The sequence below is a fragment of the Mesorhizobium sp. M5C.F.Ca.ET.164.01.1.1 genome, from assembly GCF_004792125.1.
Classification (GTDB): domain Bacteria; phylum Pseudomonadota; class Alphaproteobacteria; order Rhizobiales; family Rhizobiaceae; genus Mesorhizobium; species Mesorhizobium wenxiniae.
In genome coordinates this window covers 507,478-523,341 of record NZ_SRTG01000001.1, presented here as the reverse complement: position 1 = coordinate 523,341, position 15,864 = coordinate 507,478, and the positions used below count along the sequence as shown (strand labels likewise).

Below are 15,864 nucleotides of genomic sequence, written 5' to 3'. Positions count from 1 at the left end.
GATCAATGAACCGAACTCACCTCTCACAGCTTGCAGTGTTGGCAACCGTCGCCCAGTGCGGCAGCTTTCGTGGCGCGGCCAGGGAACTGGCCATTGCGCCCTCCGCAGTCAGCCATACGGTTTCCAGCCTGGAAGCGCGCCTCGGCGTCCGGCTGCTGGCGCGCAGCACGCGCAGCGTCGCCCCGACCGAGGCAGGCGCGCAGCTGCTCGAGCGGTTGAGGCCGGCGCTGTCGGAAATCGATCTCGCGCTGGAATCGGCGGTCGAGGCGCGCGACCGGCCGGCTGGCAATCTAAGGCTGACTGTGCCGCGCACCGCTGCCCACCTGGCGCTGACGCCGCGGCTCGGTGCCTTTACATCGGCCTATCCCGACATCGTGCTGGAGATCGTCATCGAGGATCGCTTCACCGATGTGGTCGAGGGCGGCTTCGATGCCGGTGTGCGGCTCGGCGAGAGCCTGCAGCGCGACATGATCGCGGTGCGCATCGGGCCCAACCTTCGCGGCGCCGTCGTCGGCGCGCCATCCTATTTCGCGACCATGCCCAGGCCGCGCCATCCGTACGATCTTGCCGGTCACCGCTGCCTCCGCTTCCGCTTCTCCAGCGGCATCCTCTACCGCTGGGAATTCGAGAAGGACGGCGAGGAGATCGAGCTGGCGGTGCAAGGGCCGCTGATTCTCGACGAGGACCATCTGATCGCCAATGCGGCGATCGACGGCGCCGGCCTTGCCTTCGTGTTCGAGGATTATGTTCGCGATGGCATTGCCGACGGCAAGCTCATTCGCGTGCTGGAGGACTGGTGCCCGCCCTTCGACGGTTTCTTCGTCTACTATCCGAGCCGCCGCCAGATGCGGCCGTCGCTCAGGGCGTTTGTCGATTTCTTCAAGACGGCGGGATAGACTGTTGGCAGTGGAAGAAAGCCGGGGCCGCCGGCGTTTGCTGGCCATGCCCGTATTGATCACAAACGACACCACCCGCTATGGCTGGGCGGCAATCGTCCTTCACTGGCTGATCGCGGCGCTCTTCATCGGCCAGTTCGTGCTCGGCGTCGTCATGGTGCGGGTATCTAGCCAGCGCACCGCCTTCGAGCTGATCCAGCTGCACAAATCCCTGGGCTTTCTGCTGCTCGGCCTGGTGATCCTGCGCATCGCCTGGCGGCTCGGCAATGCGGTGCCGGCGCTGCCGCGCTCGGTCGGGCGCTTTGAGCGCCGGACGGCGGCGCTCGTCCACTTCGCGCTCTACGCGTTTCAGCTCGCGCTGCCCCTGTCCGGCTGGGCGCTGGTGTCGGTGTCGATGCTGGAGATCCCGAGCGTGCCGTTCAACCTGTTCGTCATGCCGGACCTGCCACTCGCGGAATCGGACCCGGCGGAAAGCTTCTGGACGTCGGCGCATTGGTATCTCGCCTATGCCGGCATCGGACTTGTCGCCCTGCATTTCGCCGCGGCGCTGCGCCATCATTTTTGGCTGAAGGACACGGTGCTGACGCGCATGATCACGCCTTCGTCGGATCACAACGCGGAATAGAGTGGGCGGCTCATTCGTTGGTGGGGCGAGGGCGCTAAAAAGCGTTGCCTCCAAAAAAGGATCACGCCCATGGTTGCGCGCATCTTCGGATTTGCGGCGGTCGCCGCTTGCCTTGCCCTGCCTGTTTTCGCGGCGGTGGCGCTCAGCGACGCTGCCGGCAGCTACACGATCAGCCCGGCCGGTTCCAGCATCCGTTTCTCCGTAGGCAAGGCCGGCGGCGGCGGGCTCGCCGGCGCCTTCGCCCGCTTCAAGGGCAGCATCCGCATCGACAACAGCAATATCGGGCGCTCCCAGGTCAATATCACGATCTTTCCCGAAAGCGTCGGCACCGGCCAGCGCCGCGTCGACGCCTTCCTTCGCTCCGACGCGGTATTCGACGCAGCTAACAACCCGGAAATCCAGTTCCGCTCGATCAGCGTGAAACGCACCGGCGACACGTCAGCCCTTGTCACCGGCCGGCTGACGGCGCGCGGCAAGACTTTTCCGGAAAAGTTCACCGCCGAGCTCGCCGGCCTCAAGGCAGGCACGATCAGATTCCATGTCACCGGCCAGGTGCTGCGGTCACGCTACGGCATGGATGTCGGCACGCCGATCTATTCGAACGTTGTCGACTTCGACATGACGCTTACAGGTAGAAGGGGATAGCCTTTGCAGGACCCAAGCTCTGCGGAGGGCAGCGCCGGCACCCGAACAAGCCGCAGACGATCGCCTTGCTCCCTGCCATGCTTCGCATTGGCTTTTCCGCCGATTTCAGGCAAAGCTCGACGTCTGCATTAAAGATGGAGAAGCCTGATGTTCCGATGGGGTGTTTTGTCGACGGCCAAGATCGGCCGCGAGCATCTTTTGCCCGCAATAGTCGAGGCGGAGAACGGCGTGCTGTCCGCGATCGCCAGCCGCGACATTTCGAGGGCCCGTGCCCTGGGCGATCGTTTCGGTGCGCCCCATGCCTTCGGTTCCTATGACGAGCTGCTCGCATCCAAGGACGTCGACGGCGTCTACATCCCGCTGCCGACCGCGCAGCATGTCGAATGGACCGCCAAGGCGATCGAGGCCGGCAAGCATGTTCTGGTCGAAAAGCCGCTGGCCCTCGATGCCAAGGACATTCCGCCGCTGATCAAGCTGCGCGACGCCAAGAACGTGCTCGTCTGCGAAGCCTTCATGGTCGTCTACCACCTGCAATGGATCAAGGTGCGCGAGCTGATCGCCAACGGCGCCATCGGCCGGCTGCGCCATGTGCAGGGCGCGTTCTCCTACTACAATGTCGATCCAAAGAACATGCGCAACCAGCTCGATCTCGGCGGCGGCGCGCTGCCCGACATCGGCGTTTACCCGACGGTATCGACGCGTTTTTCGACGGGCAAGGAGCCGCTGCGCGTCCAGGCGACGATCGAGCGCGACAAGACGTTCGGCACCGACATCTACTCTTCGATCCGCGCCGATTTCGGCGACTTCGAACTGTCGTTCTACCTGTCGACGCAGATGGCGGCGCGGCAGGTGATGGTGTTCCACGGCGAGAAGGGCTTCATCGAGGTGCTTTCGCCGTTCAACGCCGGGATCTACGACCATCATCGCATCGAGCTGCACAACCAGAACCACAGCGAGGCGCAAGTGTTCCGCTTCCCCGGCATGCAGCAATACCGGCTGGAGGTCGAGGCCTTCGCGCGGGCGGCACAGGGCGGCACCGACCGCGTCTTTACGCTGGAAGAGTCGGTGCTCAACCAGAAGGTCATCGACGCCATCTTCCGCGCCGGCGAGAAGGAAGGCTGGGAGACGGTCTGACGATCCGTCAAAGCCGGGAGGAGAGCCGGGGGAGGAGGGAATGGCTGACGATGCCGATGTGATCATTGTCGGCGCTGGCCTCGCCGGCCTCGTCGCCGCGGCGGAACTGGCCGAGGCCGGCAAGAAGACCATCATCGTCGACCAGGAGCCGGAACAGTCGCTCGGCGGCCAGGCGTTCTGGTCGCTTGGCGGCATCTTCCTCGTCGATTCGCCCGAACAGCGGCGCATGCGCATCCGCGATTCGCATGATCTGGCGCTCGAGGACTGGCTGGGCACCGCCGCCTTCGACCGCCCGGAAGATCTCTGGCCGCGCCGCTGGGCCGAAGCCTATGTCGGCTTCGCCGCTGGCGAGAAGCGTTCATGGCTCATGCAGCGCGGCATAAAGTTCTTTCCGGTGGTCGGCTGGGCCGAGCGCGGCGGCGGCAATGCCGTCGGCCACGGCAATTCGGTGCCGCGCTTCCATGTCACCTGGGGCACTGGACCCGGCGTGCTCGACCCGTTCGTTCAGCGCGTGCGCGAGGCCGAGAAAAGCGGGCTGATCCGCTTCAAGTTCCGCCACCGGGTCGACGAACTGATGCGGACAGGCGCTGTCGTAAACGGCGTGCGCGGCGACATTCTGGTGCCGAGCGATGTCGAGCGCGGCCGCAAGAGCTCACGCGATATCGCTGGCGATTTCGAGCTCAAGGCGCAAGCGGTCATCGTCGCTTCCGGCGGCATCGGCGGCAATCCCGAGCTTGTCCGGAAAAACTGGCCGCAGCGGCTCGGCGCGCCGCCCAGGCGCATGATCTCCGGCGTTCCCGACCATGTGGACGGCCGCATGCTGGCGATCACCGAGGCGGCCGGCGGCAGCATCATCAACCGCGACCGCATGTGGCACTATGTCGAAGGCGTCAGGAACTGGGCGCCACTCTGGACCGACCATGCAATCCGCATCCTGCCCGGCCCATCGTCGCTGTGGCTCGACGCCCGCGGCAAGCGCCTGCCGGTGCCGCTCTATCCCGGCTTCGACACGCTGGGCACGCTCAGCCACATCATGAGCACCGGCTTCGACTATTCCTGGTTCATCCTGACCCGAAAAATCATCCAGAAGGAGTTCGCGCTGTCGGGCTCCGAGCAGAATCCCGATCTCACCGGAAAAAGCTGGCGCCAGGTACTCGGCCGCGCCACGTCAGGCGTTCCTGGTCCGGTGAGGGCGTTCATGGAAAAGGGCGAGGATTTCATCGTCGAGCCTGATTTGCCGGCATTGGTCGCCCGCATGAACGCACTTGTCGGCGGCGAGCCGCTGCTTGAGCTGGCGCAGGTCGAGCGCGAAATCCGCGCCCGCGACCGGCAGCTCGACAATCCGTTCTCCAAGGACATGCAGATCACCGCCTTGCGCGGCGCCCGCGCCTATCTGGGCGACCGGCTGATCCGCACGGCCAAGCCGCACAAGATGCTCGATCCTGCCAATGGCCCGCTGATCGCAGTCAGGCTCAATATCCTGACCCGCAAAACGCTGGGCGGCTTGCAGACCGATCTCGACAGCCGCGTGCTGGACGCCGAGGGCCATCCGGTTGAAGGACTGTATGCCGTCGGCGAAGCCGCCGGTTTCGGCGGCGGCGGCATGCACGGCTATGCCGCGCTGGAAGGCACGTTTCTCGGCGGCTGCATTTTTTCCAGCCGCAGCGCCGGCCGCGCCGCGTCACGCGGGGTAGGGTGAGAGGCAGAGCAATCGCTTCTGAGCAATTCTGGACGTCGGCGCTGCCCCTCACCTGCCTGCCGGCATCCTCTCCCCGTATAGTGACGGGGAGAGGGGCGCTCTCATCAGAGGTTTCGCCAATATCCAACATTGTAGAATGTGCGCCAAGATTGCGGCCACCCCCTTCTCCCCGTCGCTATACGGGGAGAAGTGCCCGGCAGGGCGATGAGGGGCAGCGCCAGGATCGGCAATAAGCCCTGAGCGATCTTCCTGAGAGGAACGCCGCGCCAGCCGTGGTCCCGGCTACAATGGCGGCTATCTCTCACCAGATCCATTCACCCCGGCCCAGAACCGCCACGGCGTCGACGATCCGGGTAAAGCTCGAGCGGGCGCGGCCGACCGTATGCCTGGCTCTGAGATAGCCATGCACCAGACCCGGCTCCTCCAACCAGAAGGCGTATCCCTCCGCCGCGACGATGCGATCGCGATAGGCCTCGCCGTCCGACGACAGCGGGTCGCATTGCGCGGTGATCAGCACGGTCGGCGGCAGATTGGCAAAATCGGCGTCGGCCAGCGGCGACAGCGTGAGATCGCCGGTGCGGTCTTCGCCGCCGGTCCTGATATTCGTGTAGAAATCGAGGTCGCGCACCGTCAGCATCGGCGCCTCGGCATGGGTCACGTAAGAGCCTTGCGAGCGGTCGCCGCCAAGGCCGGGATAGATCAGTACCTGGCCGATCGGCCTTCGCGCATGGCCGCGTGTTGCGTGGCTGACCGCAGCGGCGAGATTGCCGCCGGCGCTGTCGCCGCAAAGCAGGATCGGACGCTTGTAAATCGTCGCCGCCCATTCGAAGGCGCTGATGGCATCGTCGAAGGCGGCCGGATGAAGATGTTCCGGCGCCAGCCGGTAGTCGACCGAAACCACTTCATACCCGGTGCGGCCGCAAAGCTCGGCGCAGATATCGTCATGGCTGTCGAGCCCGCCGAGAATAAAACCGCCGCCGTGGAAATAAAGCACCATCGCCGCCGCTTCCGGCGCCGGGGTGCGATAGATGCGGATCGGGATCGGATGCGAGGGCGTGACAATGGCGGTGGTCTCCGCCGTAACCCCTTGCGGATGGCCGGCAGAGAACTCCCGGCACATGCGGTCGTAGATGTCGCGTTGATGGTCGATCGTGTAGTCGATCGTGTCTGGCGGATAATAGGAATTGGTCCGCTCGATGAAGGCCCAGGTTTCGGCGTCGATCAGCTTTTTGTAGTCGGTCATGGGAACTCCGTACCTCTCCATCGAGGAGAGCGTAAAAGTGGAGCCACTACTTCCCCTTCCACACCGGGTCGCGCTTTTCGGCAAATGCGCGAAAACCCTCGAGATTGTCCTCCGAGCCGTACAGTGCGTCAACCGCCGGCAATTGGCGGCGCGTCACCCGGTTCATCGCGTCCTGGAAGGTGAGCGATTCGGCGACCCGCGCCGTCTCCTTGATCGCGGCAAAGACCAGCGGCGGCCCGCTGGCCAGCAGCCGGGCGACCTCCCAAACCCGGTCCTCCAGCCTGTCCTTGGGCAGCACCTCATTGACCAGGCCCCAGCCATGCGCCTCGGCGACATCCATCCAGCGGCCGGTGAGCAAAAGATCCATGGCGACGTGATAGGGAATGCGCTTCGGCAGCTTGATCGTCGCTGCGTCGGCCAAAGTGCCGGCACGGATTTCGGGCAGCGCAAAGGAGGAATGATCCGACGCGTAGATGAGGTCGCAGGATAGCGCCAGCTCGAAACCGCCGCCGACCGCCATGCCGTTGACGCAGGCGATGACCGGCTTGTTGAGGTCGCGCAATTCCTGCAGCCCGCCGAACCCGCCAACGCCATAGTCGCCGTCGACCGCATCGCCGCCGACCGCGGCCTTCAGGTCCCAGCCGACGCAGAAGAACTTGTCGCCGGCGGTCTTGATAATGGCGACCCGCAGACCCGGATCGTCGCGGAACGCCTTGAACGTTTCGCCCATCAGGCGCGAGGTCTTCAGGTCGATGGCATTGGCCTTGGGCCGGTCGAGCGTGACTTCGAGGATGGTGCCCTCGCGGCGGGTGGTGATGACGTCAGACATTCTTTTTCTCTCCAAGCACCAGCAGCGCGTCGGCGATCCAGGCGCCTTTGCCTTGCGCGCAGACGATCAGCGGATTGATGTCGAGTTCCTCGATCTCGCCGGCATTTTCCTGCACGAAGGCGGCGATGCCTGATATCGCATCGATCGCGGCCGCGACATCGGCCTTGGGCCGGCCGCGATAGCCTTCGAGCAGCGGGAACAATTTGAGCCCGCGCAATGCCGCCTCGATGTCGTCGCGTGTCGCCGGCAGCATCAGCGTGACGCTGTCGCGCAGCAGTTCGACGAGCACACCACCGGTGCCGAGCGTCATAACCGCGCCGAACATCGGGTCGCGGGTGAAGCCGACGAGCAGTTCGGCGACGCCGTCGCGCACCATGCGCTCGACATAGAGGCCGGTGCCGAGTGCGTCGAGATCATGGGCGGCCGTGCTGACGGATTCGGCATCCCTGAGGTTAAGCCGCACCGCGCCAAGCTCGGATTTATGGGTGACGCCCAAAGCCTTCAGCGCAACCGGAAAACCGAGCGCCATCGAGGAGATCACCGCTTCGACCGCATTGCCGGCGCACTCGCCCCTGGGCACGGGAAGCCCGGCCTCGATCAGCCGCGCTTTCGCCTCGGCCTCATCAGGCGTGACATGGTCGCTGGCCAGCGCACCTGACGCGGAGGTGTCGATCGGCTGCGCCTGCGGCTCGCGCCAGGCCCAGCCGATGAAGGCGGCCGCGTGGGCGGCGTCCATTGCCTCGGAAATGCCGAACAACGGCACCATGCCGCGTGCCATCAGCCCGGCGGTGTATTCCTCGGGCAGGTTCTCCGGCAGCGAGGAGACGATCGCGCCCTGCGCCTTGTTGGTCTTCAGCGCCGACTCGAAGGCGCGCAGCGTCGTCCACCAGTCGGTATCGGAGCAGCGGTCGGGGCGCGGGAAATCGAGCACCAGCATGTTGAGGTCGAAGCCGCCCGACACCATGGCGGTGAAGGTGGCGGTCATCGCCGGCTCGTTGTTCCAGATGAAGGTGTGGTAGTCGAGCGGGTTGGCCACCGCAACCAGCGGCCCGAGCGTCGATTTGACGTGGGCGCGATGCGTGTCGGTCAGCGCCGGGAAATTCACCCAGCGGCCTTCTGCGCTGTCGGCCATGACAGACGCTTCGCCACCCGAACAGCTCATCGACGACAGCCGATAGCCGGGCAGGGGGCCGGTGACGTGCAGGAGCTTGAGCGCCTCGATGAAGGCAGGGATGGAATCGACGCGGGCGATGCCGAGCCGCTTTAGGAAGGCGCCCGAGGCAGCGTCCGAGCCGGCCAGCGACGCGGTATGCGAGACGGTCGCTTGCCGCGCCTGCTCGGAGCGGCCGACCTTCATGGCGATGATCGGTTTCTTCAGCTCTCGCGCCCGCGCGGCCAGCCTTTCGAAGCCGGCTACTGAATCGAAGGCCTCGATATGCAGGCCGAGCGAAGTGACGCGATCGTCCTCGATCAGGCCGAGCGCCATTTCGGAAAGGCCGGTCTGTGCCTGGTTGCCGGCGGTCATCAGAAAGGCGATCGGCAGGCCGCGCTTCTGCATAGTCATGTTGATGGCGATGTTCGACGATTGGGTGATGATGGCGACCCCGCGGCCACCCTCGGCCAGCCTGATACCGCCATGCTGGTCGGGCCATAAAAGCGCGCCGTCGGCATAATTGATCAGGCCGTAGCAGTTCGGCCCGATGATCGGCATCTGGCCGGCCGCTGCGACCAGTTCGGCCTGCAGCCGCTCGCCGTCCTCGTCATAGGCCTCGGTCTCGAGAAAACCGGCGGCAAAGCAAACGGCGCCGCCGGCACCGCGCTCGGCCAACGCCTTGACCACTTCGATGGTCAAATGCCGGTTGACGCCGACAAAGGCAGCGTCCGGCGCTGCAGGCAGGTCGGCCACCGAGCGATAGGCCTTGCGGCCGGCGACCTTCTCCTTGGTCGGGTGCACCGGCCAGATCTCGCCGGCAAAGCCCATCTTGATCGACTGCGCGACGACGGCGGCAGCCTGCGCGCCGCCGAAGACGGCAATCGTTCGCGGGCGCAAAAGGCGCTCAAGTTTGTGCATCGATCAGCCCCCGAACGGGCGCAGCAGCGCCCGCGAGATAATGTGGCGCTGGATTTCCGAAGTGCCTTCCCAGATGCGCTCGACGCGGGCGTCGCGCCAGATGCGCTCCAGCGGCAGGTCGTCCATCAGCCCCATGCCGCCATGGATCTGGATTGCTTCATCGGCGACGAAGGCGAGCATTTCGGTGGCCTTCAGCTTGGCCATGGCCATGTCCTGATCAGTGACGGTGCCCTGATCGTACTTCCAGCCGGCTTCGAACACCATCAGGTCGGCCGCCTTCAGTTCGGTCGCCATGTCGGCGAGCTTGAACGATACGCCCTGGAACTTGCCGATCTGCTGGCCGAATTGCTGGCGCTGCGCGGCGTATTCGACGGCATGGCCAAGCGCCCGCTCGGCCCGGCCGAGACAGGTGGCGCCGACCTGCAGGCGGGTTGCGCCAAGCCACGAATTGGCGACGTCGAAACCCTTGTGGACCTCGCCGAGAACTTGGGCGCCGGGCAGCCGGCAATCGTCGAATTCGAGGATGGCGTTGGTGTAGCCGCGATGCGAGACATTGCGATAGCCGTCGCGCACCGAAAAGCCCTTGGTGCCCTTGTCGACGAAAAAGGCGGTGATCTTCTTGCGCTTGCCGCGCGGCGTCTCCTCTTCGCCCGAGGCCATGAAGACGATGGCAAAGTCGGCAAGGTCGGCATGGCTGATGAAATGCTTGGTGCCGTTCAGCACCCAGTCGTCGCCGTCCTGAACGGCGGTCGCCTTCATGCCGCGCAGGTCGGAGCCGGCACCCGGCTCGGTCATCGCCAGGCAGTCCCATTTCTCGCCGCGAATGCAGGGATAAAGGTATTTCTCGCGCTGCTCCGGCGTGCCGGCCAGAAGGATGTTGGAAGGCCGCGCCACGCAGGTCCAGTGCAGCGCGTAATTGGCGCGGCCGAGCTCTTTTTCGTAAAGCAGCCAGGTCACCGTGTCGAGCCCGGCGCCGCCGACTTCCGTTGGCATGTTGGCGGCATAGAGCCCGGCTTCGATTGCCTTGGCCTTGATCTCCTCGATCAGCTCACGGCGCAGCACGCCGGTGCGCTCGACTTCGCGCTCATGCGGGTAGAGTTCATTCTCGACGAAGGCGCGCGTGGTCTCGACGATCAGTTTCTGTTCTTCGGAGAGGCCAAATTCCATAGTATTAGCCTTTCTTCTTTTTCTTCGGCTTTTCAGCCTTGGCTTTTTCGGCCGCCTTGGAAGCGGTGGGCTTCTTCGCCGCAAGCTTGGCGAGCTGCTTGGTATAGTCCTTGTGCAAGGCGCCGGCGCCCCAGCCCTTGCCCTTGTTCTGTTTCGACAGCGCCTCCATGATCGCGACCAGATTGTCGTCGCGGATATTTTCGAGCTCACGGATCGACAGGCCATGCGCCTGGTCGTCCGACTGGGTGGCGATGAGGTCGACCAGTTCGTCGTTGAACTCCGGCACATCCATCAGCTTGGTCCATGGCCATTTCAGGCACGGTCCGAACTGCGCCATGAAGTGGCGCATGCCGGCTTCGCCGCCGGCGACGCGGTAGACCTGGAACATGCCCATCTGCGCCCAGCGCAGGCCGAAGCCATAGCGCATGATGTCGTCGAGTTCCTCGACCGTGCAGATGCCGTCCTTGATCAGCCACAGCGCCTCGCGCCATGCCGCCTCCAGCAGGCGGTCGCCGACAAACGCCTCGATCTCCTTGCGGATCACCACCGGCTTCATGCCGATCGAGGCGTACATCTCCTTGGCGACTTCGATCGCCTCGGGAAAGGTCTGTTCGCCGCCGACGATCTCGACCAGCGGCAGGAGGTAGACCGGGTTGAACGGATGGCCGACGACCAGCCGCTCCGGATGCTTCTTCATCGCCACCTGCATGTCGGTCGGCTTGATGCCGGAGGTCGAGGAGCCGACGATGGCGTTGGCCGGCGCATAAAGGTCGATCTCGGCCAGCACGCGGTGTTTCAGGTCGAGCCGTTCCGGTACGCTTTCCTGGATGAAATCGGCATCGGCGACGGCATCGGCGATGGTCTTGGCAAAGGTCAGTTTGCCCTCTTTTGGGAGGCCGTCGGGCAGCATCTGCTTGTAGGCGCGGCGCGCGCCTTTCATCACTTCGCCGACCTTGCGCGCGGCTTCGGGGTCGGGATCGAAAATCGACACGTCGATGCCGTTCAAGAGCAGCCGCGCCACCCAGCCGGCGCCGATGACGCCGCCGCCGATGGCAGCCGCCTTGGTGATGATGCTCATGCGGAGGCTCCGGTTCTTGTCCTGGCTATTTCCAGGTCGATGAGAGGCACGCGCTCGCCGGCGCGGATCACGGTGGGGTCATAGGCCCTGCGCGCAAACACTTCGAGCACGAAGGGCCGGAAGAAATCGGTCGGGAACGTGTCGTAATCCGGATCGAAGCTCGACTGATCCCAGCGCTCGCAGAACTGGTCGCAATCGTCGAAATAGTGATGGCCTGCGAAACGGTCGCGCGCATGGGGATTGCCGCCGAGATGGTGGGCGTAATAGAGGCGCTGGAAGTCACCGTGCTTTTCCACCACCCAGGTGCACTGCTCGCGCACGAAAGGTTTTAGGATCGAAGCTGCATATTCGTCGTGATTGTAGGGTGCGTAGATGTCGCCGATGTCGTGCAGCAGCGCGCAGGCGATCCAGTCGGTGTCGGCGCCGTCGCGCCATGCGCGCGTCGCCGCCTGCAGCGAATGGCCGAGCCGGGTGATCTTGTAGCCGGACAGGCCCTCGTCGAGCTGGACAAGCGCATCAAGCAGCCGTTCGCCGGTCTTCGCCGCATAGTCGATCTCGTGCTCGGTGAGGAAGGCGTAATCGTCGCGGTCGCCGTCCTTCATGGCGGTGAATTTCACGGTCTTCATCGGCGGCTCCTCCCTACCGATTCCCTTTTCAAAGCGGCGCGCGCTTCGTCAGATTGAGCTTCTTGCGCACCTCGTCCGGGCCGATGACCCTTGCGCCCATGTTCGACACGATGCTGACCGCCCGCTCGACCAGCTGCGCGTTGGTCGCCAGCACGCCCTTGTCGAGCCAGAGATTGTCCTCGAGCCCGACGCGGACATTGCCGCCGGCCAGCACCGCGGCGGCGGCATAGGCCATCTGGTTGCGGCCGATGGAAAACGCCGACCAATTCCAGCTCGACGGCACATTGTTCACCATCGCCATGAAGGTGTTGAGATCATCCGGCGCGCCCCATGGCACGCCCATGCACAATTGCACGAGAGCATCCGGATCCAGCACCTTTTCCTCGACAAGCTGCTTGGCAAACCAGAGATGCCCGGTGTCGAAGGCCTCGATCTCCGGCTTGACGCCGAGCGCCGTCATCATGCCGCCCATGGCGCGCAGCATGCCGGGCGTGTTGGTCATGACATAGTCGGCTTCGGCGAAGTTCATCGTCCCGCAGTCGAGCGTGCAGATTTCCGGCAGGCACTGGCGCACATGTTCCACGCGGTTGGTCGCGCCGCCCATATCGGTGCCTTTCTCGTTGAGCGGCAGCGGATTTTCCGGCGAACCGAACACCATGTCGCCGCCCATGCCGGCGGTCAGGTTCAGCACCACGTCGACCTCTGCAGCACGGATGCGCTCGGTTACTTCGCGATAGAGCTGCACGTCGCGCCGTGGCTTGCCGGTTTCGGGGTCGCGCACATGGCAGTGGACGATCGCCGCACCCGCCTTTGCCGCATCGATGGCCGAATCGGCAATCTGCTTGGGCGAACGCGGCACATGCGGACTACGCTCCTGCGAGCTGCCGGACCCGGTCACGGCACAGGTAATGAAAACCTCACGGTTCATCGTTAGCGGCATGGACTTTCCTCCCAACCAGCACAGACGGCCCAATCAAACATGGGCCTGATCGAACAGACGGCAACAATGCCTGACTTGCCGGAAACTGTTTTGCGTTTTACGAAGATCGCATGATGAAAAACGAAAAGCCTTCGATCTTTCGCGCCGAACGCTCGCCGCTCAAGGTAACGCTTCTGATATTTTCCGGGTCGTCGATCATGTGCGTGGCATCGGCGGTCGATCCGCTGCGCGCCGCCAACCGTATTGCCGGCGAGACGCTGTTCGATTTCAGGCTGGTTTCGGTGACCGGCGAAGCGCCGGTCACCACGTGCGGCCTGCCGGTTGCGGTCAGCGGCCGCTTCGATGCGGCGGACACGACCGATGTGCTCGTCGTCGTTGCCGGTTTCGGCACGCAGAACTATGCCACGTCGGCCCTGCTTGCCGGCCTGCGCCGGGCGGCGCGCGCCGCACGCGCCTGCGGCGGTGTCGAAGCCGGCACCTGGCTGGTCGCCCGCGCCGGCCTGCTGGAAGGGCGCAGCGCCACCACGCATTGGGAGGACATGGAAGATTTCTCGTCGGCCTTTCCCGGCGTCGATGTCCGCCCCGACCGCTACGTCATCGACGGGCCGGTCTTCACCTCGGGCGGTGCTTCGCCGACCTTCGACCTGATGCTGCATCTGATCCGCACGCGGCTCGGTATGGCCGTCGCGCTCGATGTGGCAAGTGTCTTCATCTACGACCAGGCGCGCGCCGCGACCGACGCGCAGCCGCTGGTCTCGCTCGGCCGCCTCGACGGCTACGATCCGCGGCTGGCGCAAGCCATCCGGCTGATGGAAGCCCATGTCGACCAACCCTTGACCATCGCTGCTGTGGCAAAGCGCGCCGGGGTGACGGCAAGAACGCTGGAAAGCATCTTTCGCAAGTCGATCGGCGAGACGCCGGGCGCCTATTATCTCAGGCTGCGGCTGGGTGCCGCGCGCCGGCTGGTGGTCGACACGCGCGTGGCCATGGCCGATATTGCCGGGCGGACAGGGTTCTCGTCCGCCGCGGCATTTTCCAGGGCGTTTTCAAGAGCTTTCGGCGAAGCGCCGGTCAGGCTGCGTAGGGGATAGTCGGGATTAGGCAGCGTCCTGGCGGTCGCTTTTGCCGTCGATGCGCGAGCGCATCTGTCTCGCAAGATGGGTCTCAAAGCGGCTGGCGACCGCGCGATCCCATTCGTTTGCACTGCGCGCACCGTGCTTCGGATGCGGCAGCGCCATCAGCCGGTCGATAATCGATCCGGCCTCGCCAGATGAGAGCAGGGCGTCGATTTCGCGTTCGTGCTGCATATCGTTTCGCCTCCTTCTTTCCGTTCCCGCCACAAACCACACTATACGAGATTCGTGACGGCTGTTTGAAGGCAAGAGCGAGGCGATTGAGGGGCGGTGCGAGGCAAAACCTTGTCGTCGGTTCCGCCCTCGCGCAAAGCTGTTTCGCGCCGGCGGATCGGCAAGAGACCCGCCGGTGCGACACCTCAGACGTACCGGTTGACGACATTCTCGAGCAGTTCCTGGCGGCCGGATCTGGGCTGCGGCTCGATCTTCTTCTTGACGACGCGTTCGGTGATCTCCTCCAGCGTCCGCTTGCCGGCAAGCATCGCCTTGGCCTCGGCCGAGTTCCAGCCGGCATAGCGCTCGGCCAGCGGTCCCGACAGCGCCTTGTCCTCGACCATGCGCGCGGCGGCCTTGAGGCCGCGTGCGCAGCAATCCATGCCGCCGATATGGCCAATCAGCAGATCCTGCGGATCGAGCGACTGTCGCCGCAACTTGGCGTCGAAATTGGTGCCGCCGGACTTGAAGCCGCCGGCCTCCAAGACCTGGTAATAGGCCAGCGCCATTTCCGGCACATTGTTGGGGAACTGGTCGGTGTCCCAGCCCGACTGGTAGTCGTTGCGGTTCATGTCGATCGAGCCGAAGATGCCGAGCGCACTGGCCAGCGCCAGTTCATGCTCGAAGGAATGGCCGGCCAGGATGGCATGGCCCTGCTCGATGTTGAGCTTGACCTCCTTCTCCAACCCGAAGCGTTTCAGGAAGCCGTAGACCGTGGCGACGTCATAGTCGTACTGGTGTTTTGTCGGCTCCTGCGGCTTCGGCTCGATCAGAATGGTGCCCTTGAAGCCGATGCGGTGCTTGTAATCGACGACCAGGTTGAGGAAGCGGCCGGCCTGTTCCTGTTCGCGGGCAAGGTCGGTGTTGAGCAGCGTCTCATAGCCCTCGCGGCCGCCCCACAGCACATAGTTCTCGCCTTTCAGCCGCTTGGTGACATCGATGCAGTGTTTCACCGTCGCTGCCGCATAGGCAAAGACATCCGGGTCGGGATTGGTGGCGGCACCCGACATGAAGCGGCGGTTGGAGAACAGGTTGGCCGTCCCCCAAAGCAGCTTGACCCCAGTCTGCTTCATCTTCGCCGCAAAGTGATCGGCGATCTCATCGAGGCGCGCGGCACTTTCGGAAAAATCTTTTCCTTCCGGCCGCACATCGGCATCGTGGAAGCAGAAGTAGGGGGCACCGAGCAGCGCAAACATCTCGAACGCGACATCGGCCTTGAGCTTGGCCAGCTCCATCGTGTCGGTGCCGCCGGCCTTGGCAAACCACGGCCGCTCAAAAGTCTGGCCGCCGAACGGATCGCCGCCCGGCCAGGCGAACGAATGCCAGTAGGCGACGGCAAATCGCAGATGGTCTTCCAGCCGCTTGCCGGCGACAATCTCGTCGGGATTGTAGAACCGGTAGGCCAGCGGATTGGTCGAATCCGGCCCCTCGTATTTGATCTTCTGGATGTCGCCGAAAAAGCCGCTGGTCATGATTGTCTGTCCTCTCGCATGGTTCTGTCCTGATTACCTCAGGCGTAATTGGTTTCGCGTGGGCCTTGGATGAAAACGGTCAGGTCAAAGCCA

General features: G+C 64.3%; 15 protein-coding genes. 6 read left to right on the top strand and 9 right to left on the bottom strand.

The genetic code is table 11. The features are described from left to right. Positions 1 to 5 precede the first annotated feature (5 nt). The 5 genes from EN807_RS02420 to EN807_RS02400 all read left to right on the top strand — a co-directional run bounded on the left by EN807_RS02420 (position 6) and on the right by EN807_RS02400 (position 4,999). Entirely contained in the window at positions 6 to 896 is an 891-nt protein-coding gene (locus EN807_RS02420; RefSeq protein WP_135933748.1) for a LysR family transcriptional regulator, read from the top strand. Between the two features lie 46 nt (positions 897 to 942). Next, the gene (locus EN807_RS02415; protein ID WP_135933747.1) at positions 943 to 1,521 is read left to right on the top strand and encodes a cytochrome b; all 579 of its coding nucleotides are present in this window, start codon (positions 943 to 945) and stop codon (positions 1,519 to 1,521) included. 69 nt (positions 1,522 to 1,590) lie between these two features. After that, the gene (locus EN807_RS02410; protein ID WP_135933746.1) at positions 1,591 to 2,166 is read left to right on the top strand and encodes a YceI family protein; all 576 of its coding nucleotides are present in this window, start codon (positions 1,591 to 1,593) and stop codon (positions 2,164 to 2,166) included. A 147-nt stretch (positions 2,167 to 2,313) separates the two neighbouring features. After that, complete coding sequence (locus EN807_RS02405) at positions 2,314 to 3,300, top strand: Gfo/Idh/MocA family oxidoreductase (RefSeq protein WP_135933745.1); 987 nt, start codon at positions 2,314 to 2,316, stop codon at positions 3,298 to 3,300. Between the two features lie 40 nt (positions 3,301 to 3,340). Further along, positions 3,341 to 4,999, top strand: a complete 1,659-nt coding sequence (locus tag EN807_RS02400; RefSeq protein WP_135933744.1) for an FAD-binding dehydrogenase — start codon at positions 3,341 to 3,343, stop codon at positions 4,997 to 4,999. A 301-nt stretch (positions 5,000 to 5,300) separates the two neighbouring features. Here EN807_RS02400 and EN807_RS02390 read toward each other — a convergent pair whose 3' ends face one another. From EN807_RS02390 to EN807_RS02360, 7 genes are read right to left on the bottom strand one after another with little or no spacing between them, the layout of a single operon-like run. Beyond that, complete coding sequence (locus tag EN807_RS02390) at positions 5,301 to 6,242, bottom strand: alpha/beta hydrolase (RefSeq protein WP_135933743.1); 942 nt, start codon at positions 6,240 to 6,242, stop codon at positions 5,301 to 5,303. 46 nt (positions 6,243 to 6,288) lie between these two features. Beyond that, positions 6,289 to 7,071, bottom strand: a complete 783-nt coding sequence (locus EN807_RS02385; RefSeq protein WP_135933742.1) for a carnitinyl-CoA dehydratase — start codon at positions 7,069 to 7,071, stop codon at positions 6,289 to 6,291. Further along, positions 7,064 to 9,142 (bottom strand): acetate--CoA ligase family protein, encoded by a 2,079-nt coding sequence (locus EN807_RS02380; RefSeq protein ID WP_135933741.1) that lies wholly within the window; start codon positions 9,140 to 9,142, stop codon positions 7,064 to 7,066. Before EN807_RS02380 ends, EN807_RS02385 begins: the two co-directional genes overlap by 8 nt. Positions 9,143 to 9,145: 3 nt before the next feature. Further along, the gene (locus EN807_RS02375) at positions 9,146 to 10,309 is read right to left on the bottom strand and encodes an acyl-CoA dehydrogenase (RefSeq protein WP_135933740.1); all 1,164 of its coding nucleotides are present in this window, start codon (positions 10,307 to 10,309) and stop codon (positions 9,146 to 9,148) included. A gap of 4 nt (positions 10,310 to 10,313) precedes the next feature. After that, entirely contained in the window at positions 10,314 to 11,387 is a 1,074-nt protein-coding gene (locus tag EN807_RS02370; RefSeq protein WP_135933739.1) for a 3-hydroxyacyl-CoA dehydrogenase NAD-binding domain-containing protein, read from the bottom strand. Continuing rightward, positions 11,384 to 12,013 (bottom strand): HD domain-containing protein, encoded by a 630-nt coding sequence (locus tag EN807_RS02365; protein ID WP_135933738.1) that lies wholly within the window; start codon positions 12,011 to 12,013, stop codon positions 11,384 to 11,386. The genes EN807_RS02370 and EN807_RS02365 overlap by 4 nt, the downstream gene beginning before the upstream one ends. A gap of 28 nt (positions 12,014 to 12,041) precedes the next feature. Further along, entirely contained in the window at positions 12,042 to 12,953 is a 912-nt protein-coding gene (locus tag EN807_RS02360) for a 3-keto-5-aminohexanoate cleavage protein (RefSeq protein ID WP_135933737.1), read from the bottom strand. Positions 12,954 to 13,063: 110 nt separating this feature from the next. Between EN807_RS02360 and EN807_RS02355 the strand changes: the two genes are divergently transcribed. Next, entirely contained in the window at positions 13,064 to 14,044 is a 981-nt protein-coding gene (locus tag EN807_RS02355; protein ID WP_135933736.1) for a GlxA family transcriptional regulator, read from the top strand. Positions 14,045 to 14,050: 6 nt separating this feature from the next. Here EN807_RS02355 and EN807_RS02350 read toward each other — a convergent pair whose 3' ends face one another. Together EN807_RS02350 and xylA are read right to left on the bottom strand one after the other, a co-directional pair. Then, the gene (locus EN807_RS02350; protein ID WP_135933735.1) at positions 14,051 to 14,260 is read right to left on the bottom strand and encodes a hypothetical protein; all 210 of its coding nucleotides are present in this window, start codon (positions 14,258 to 14,260) and stop codon (positions 14,051 to 14,053) included. 185 nt (positions 14,261 to 14,445) lie between these two features. Continuing rightward, the gene (gene xylA / locus EN807_RS02345) at positions 14,446 to 15,771 is read right to left on the bottom strand and encodes a xylose isomerase (protein WP_135933734.1); all 1,326 of its coding nucleotides are present in this window, start codon (positions 15,769 to 15,771) and stop codon (positions 14,446 to 14,448) included. Positions 15,772 to 15,864: the final 93 nt, after the last annotated feature.

Coding starts and splice junctions, on each gene's coding strand:
- EN807_RS02420 (WP_135933748.1), top strand. CDS start 6: ATGAACCGAACTCACCTCTCACAGCTTGCAGTGTTGGCAACCGTCGCC.
- EN807_RS02415 (WP_135933747.1), top strand. CDS start 943: ATGCCCGTATTGATCACAAACGACACCACCCGCTATGGCTGGGCGGCA.
- EN807_RS02410 (WP_135933746.1), top strand. CDS start 1,591: ATGGTTGCGCGCATCTTCGGATTTGCGGCGGTCGCCGCTTGCCTTGCC.
- EN807_RS02405 (WP_135933745.1), top strand. CDS start 2,314: ATGTTCCGATGGGGTGTTTTGTCGACGGCCAAGATCGGCCGCGAGCAT.
- EN807_RS02400 (WP_135933744.1), top strand. CDS start 3,341: ATGGCTGACGATGCCGATGTGATCATTGTCGGCGCTGGCCTCGCCGGC.
- EN807_RS02390 (WP_135933743.1), bottom strand. CDS start 6,242: ATGACCGACTACAAAAAGCTGATCGACGCCGAAACCTGGGCCTTCATC.
- EN807_RS02385 (WP_135933742.1), bottom strand. CDS start 7,071: ATGTCTGACGTCATCACCACCCGCCGCGAGGGCACCATCCTCGAAGTC.
- EN807_RS02380 (WP_135933741.1), bottom strand. CDS start 9,142: ATGCACAAACTTGAGCGCCTTTTGCGCCCGCGAACGATTGCCGTCTTC.
- EN807_RS02375 (WP_135933740.1), bottom strand. CDS start 10,309: ATGGAATTTGGCCTCTCCGAAGAACAGAAACTGATCGTCGAGACCACG.
- EN807_RS02370 (WP_135933739.1), bottom strand. CDS start 11,387: ATGAGCATCATCACCAAGGCGGCTGCCATCGGCGGCGGCGTCATCGGC.
- EN807_RS02365 (WP_135933738.1), bottom strand. CDS start 12,013: ATGAAGACCGTGAAATTCACCGCCATGAAGGACGGCGACCGCGACGAT.
- EN807_RS02360 (WP_135933737.1), bottom strand. CDS start 12,953: ATGCCGCTAACGATGAACCGTGAGGTTTTCATTACCTGTGCCGTGACC.
- EN807_RS02355 (WP_135933736.1), top strand. CDS start 13,064: ATGATGAAAAACGAAAAGCCTTCGATCTTTCGCGCCGAACGCTCGCCG.
- EN807_RS02350 (WP_135933735.1), bottom strand. CDS start 14,260: ATGCAGCACGAACGCGAAATCGACGCCCTGCTCTCATCTGGCGAGGCC.
- xylA (WP_135933734.1), bottom strand. CDS start 15,771: ATGACCAGCGGCTTTTTCGGCGACATCCAGAAGATCAAATACGAGGGG.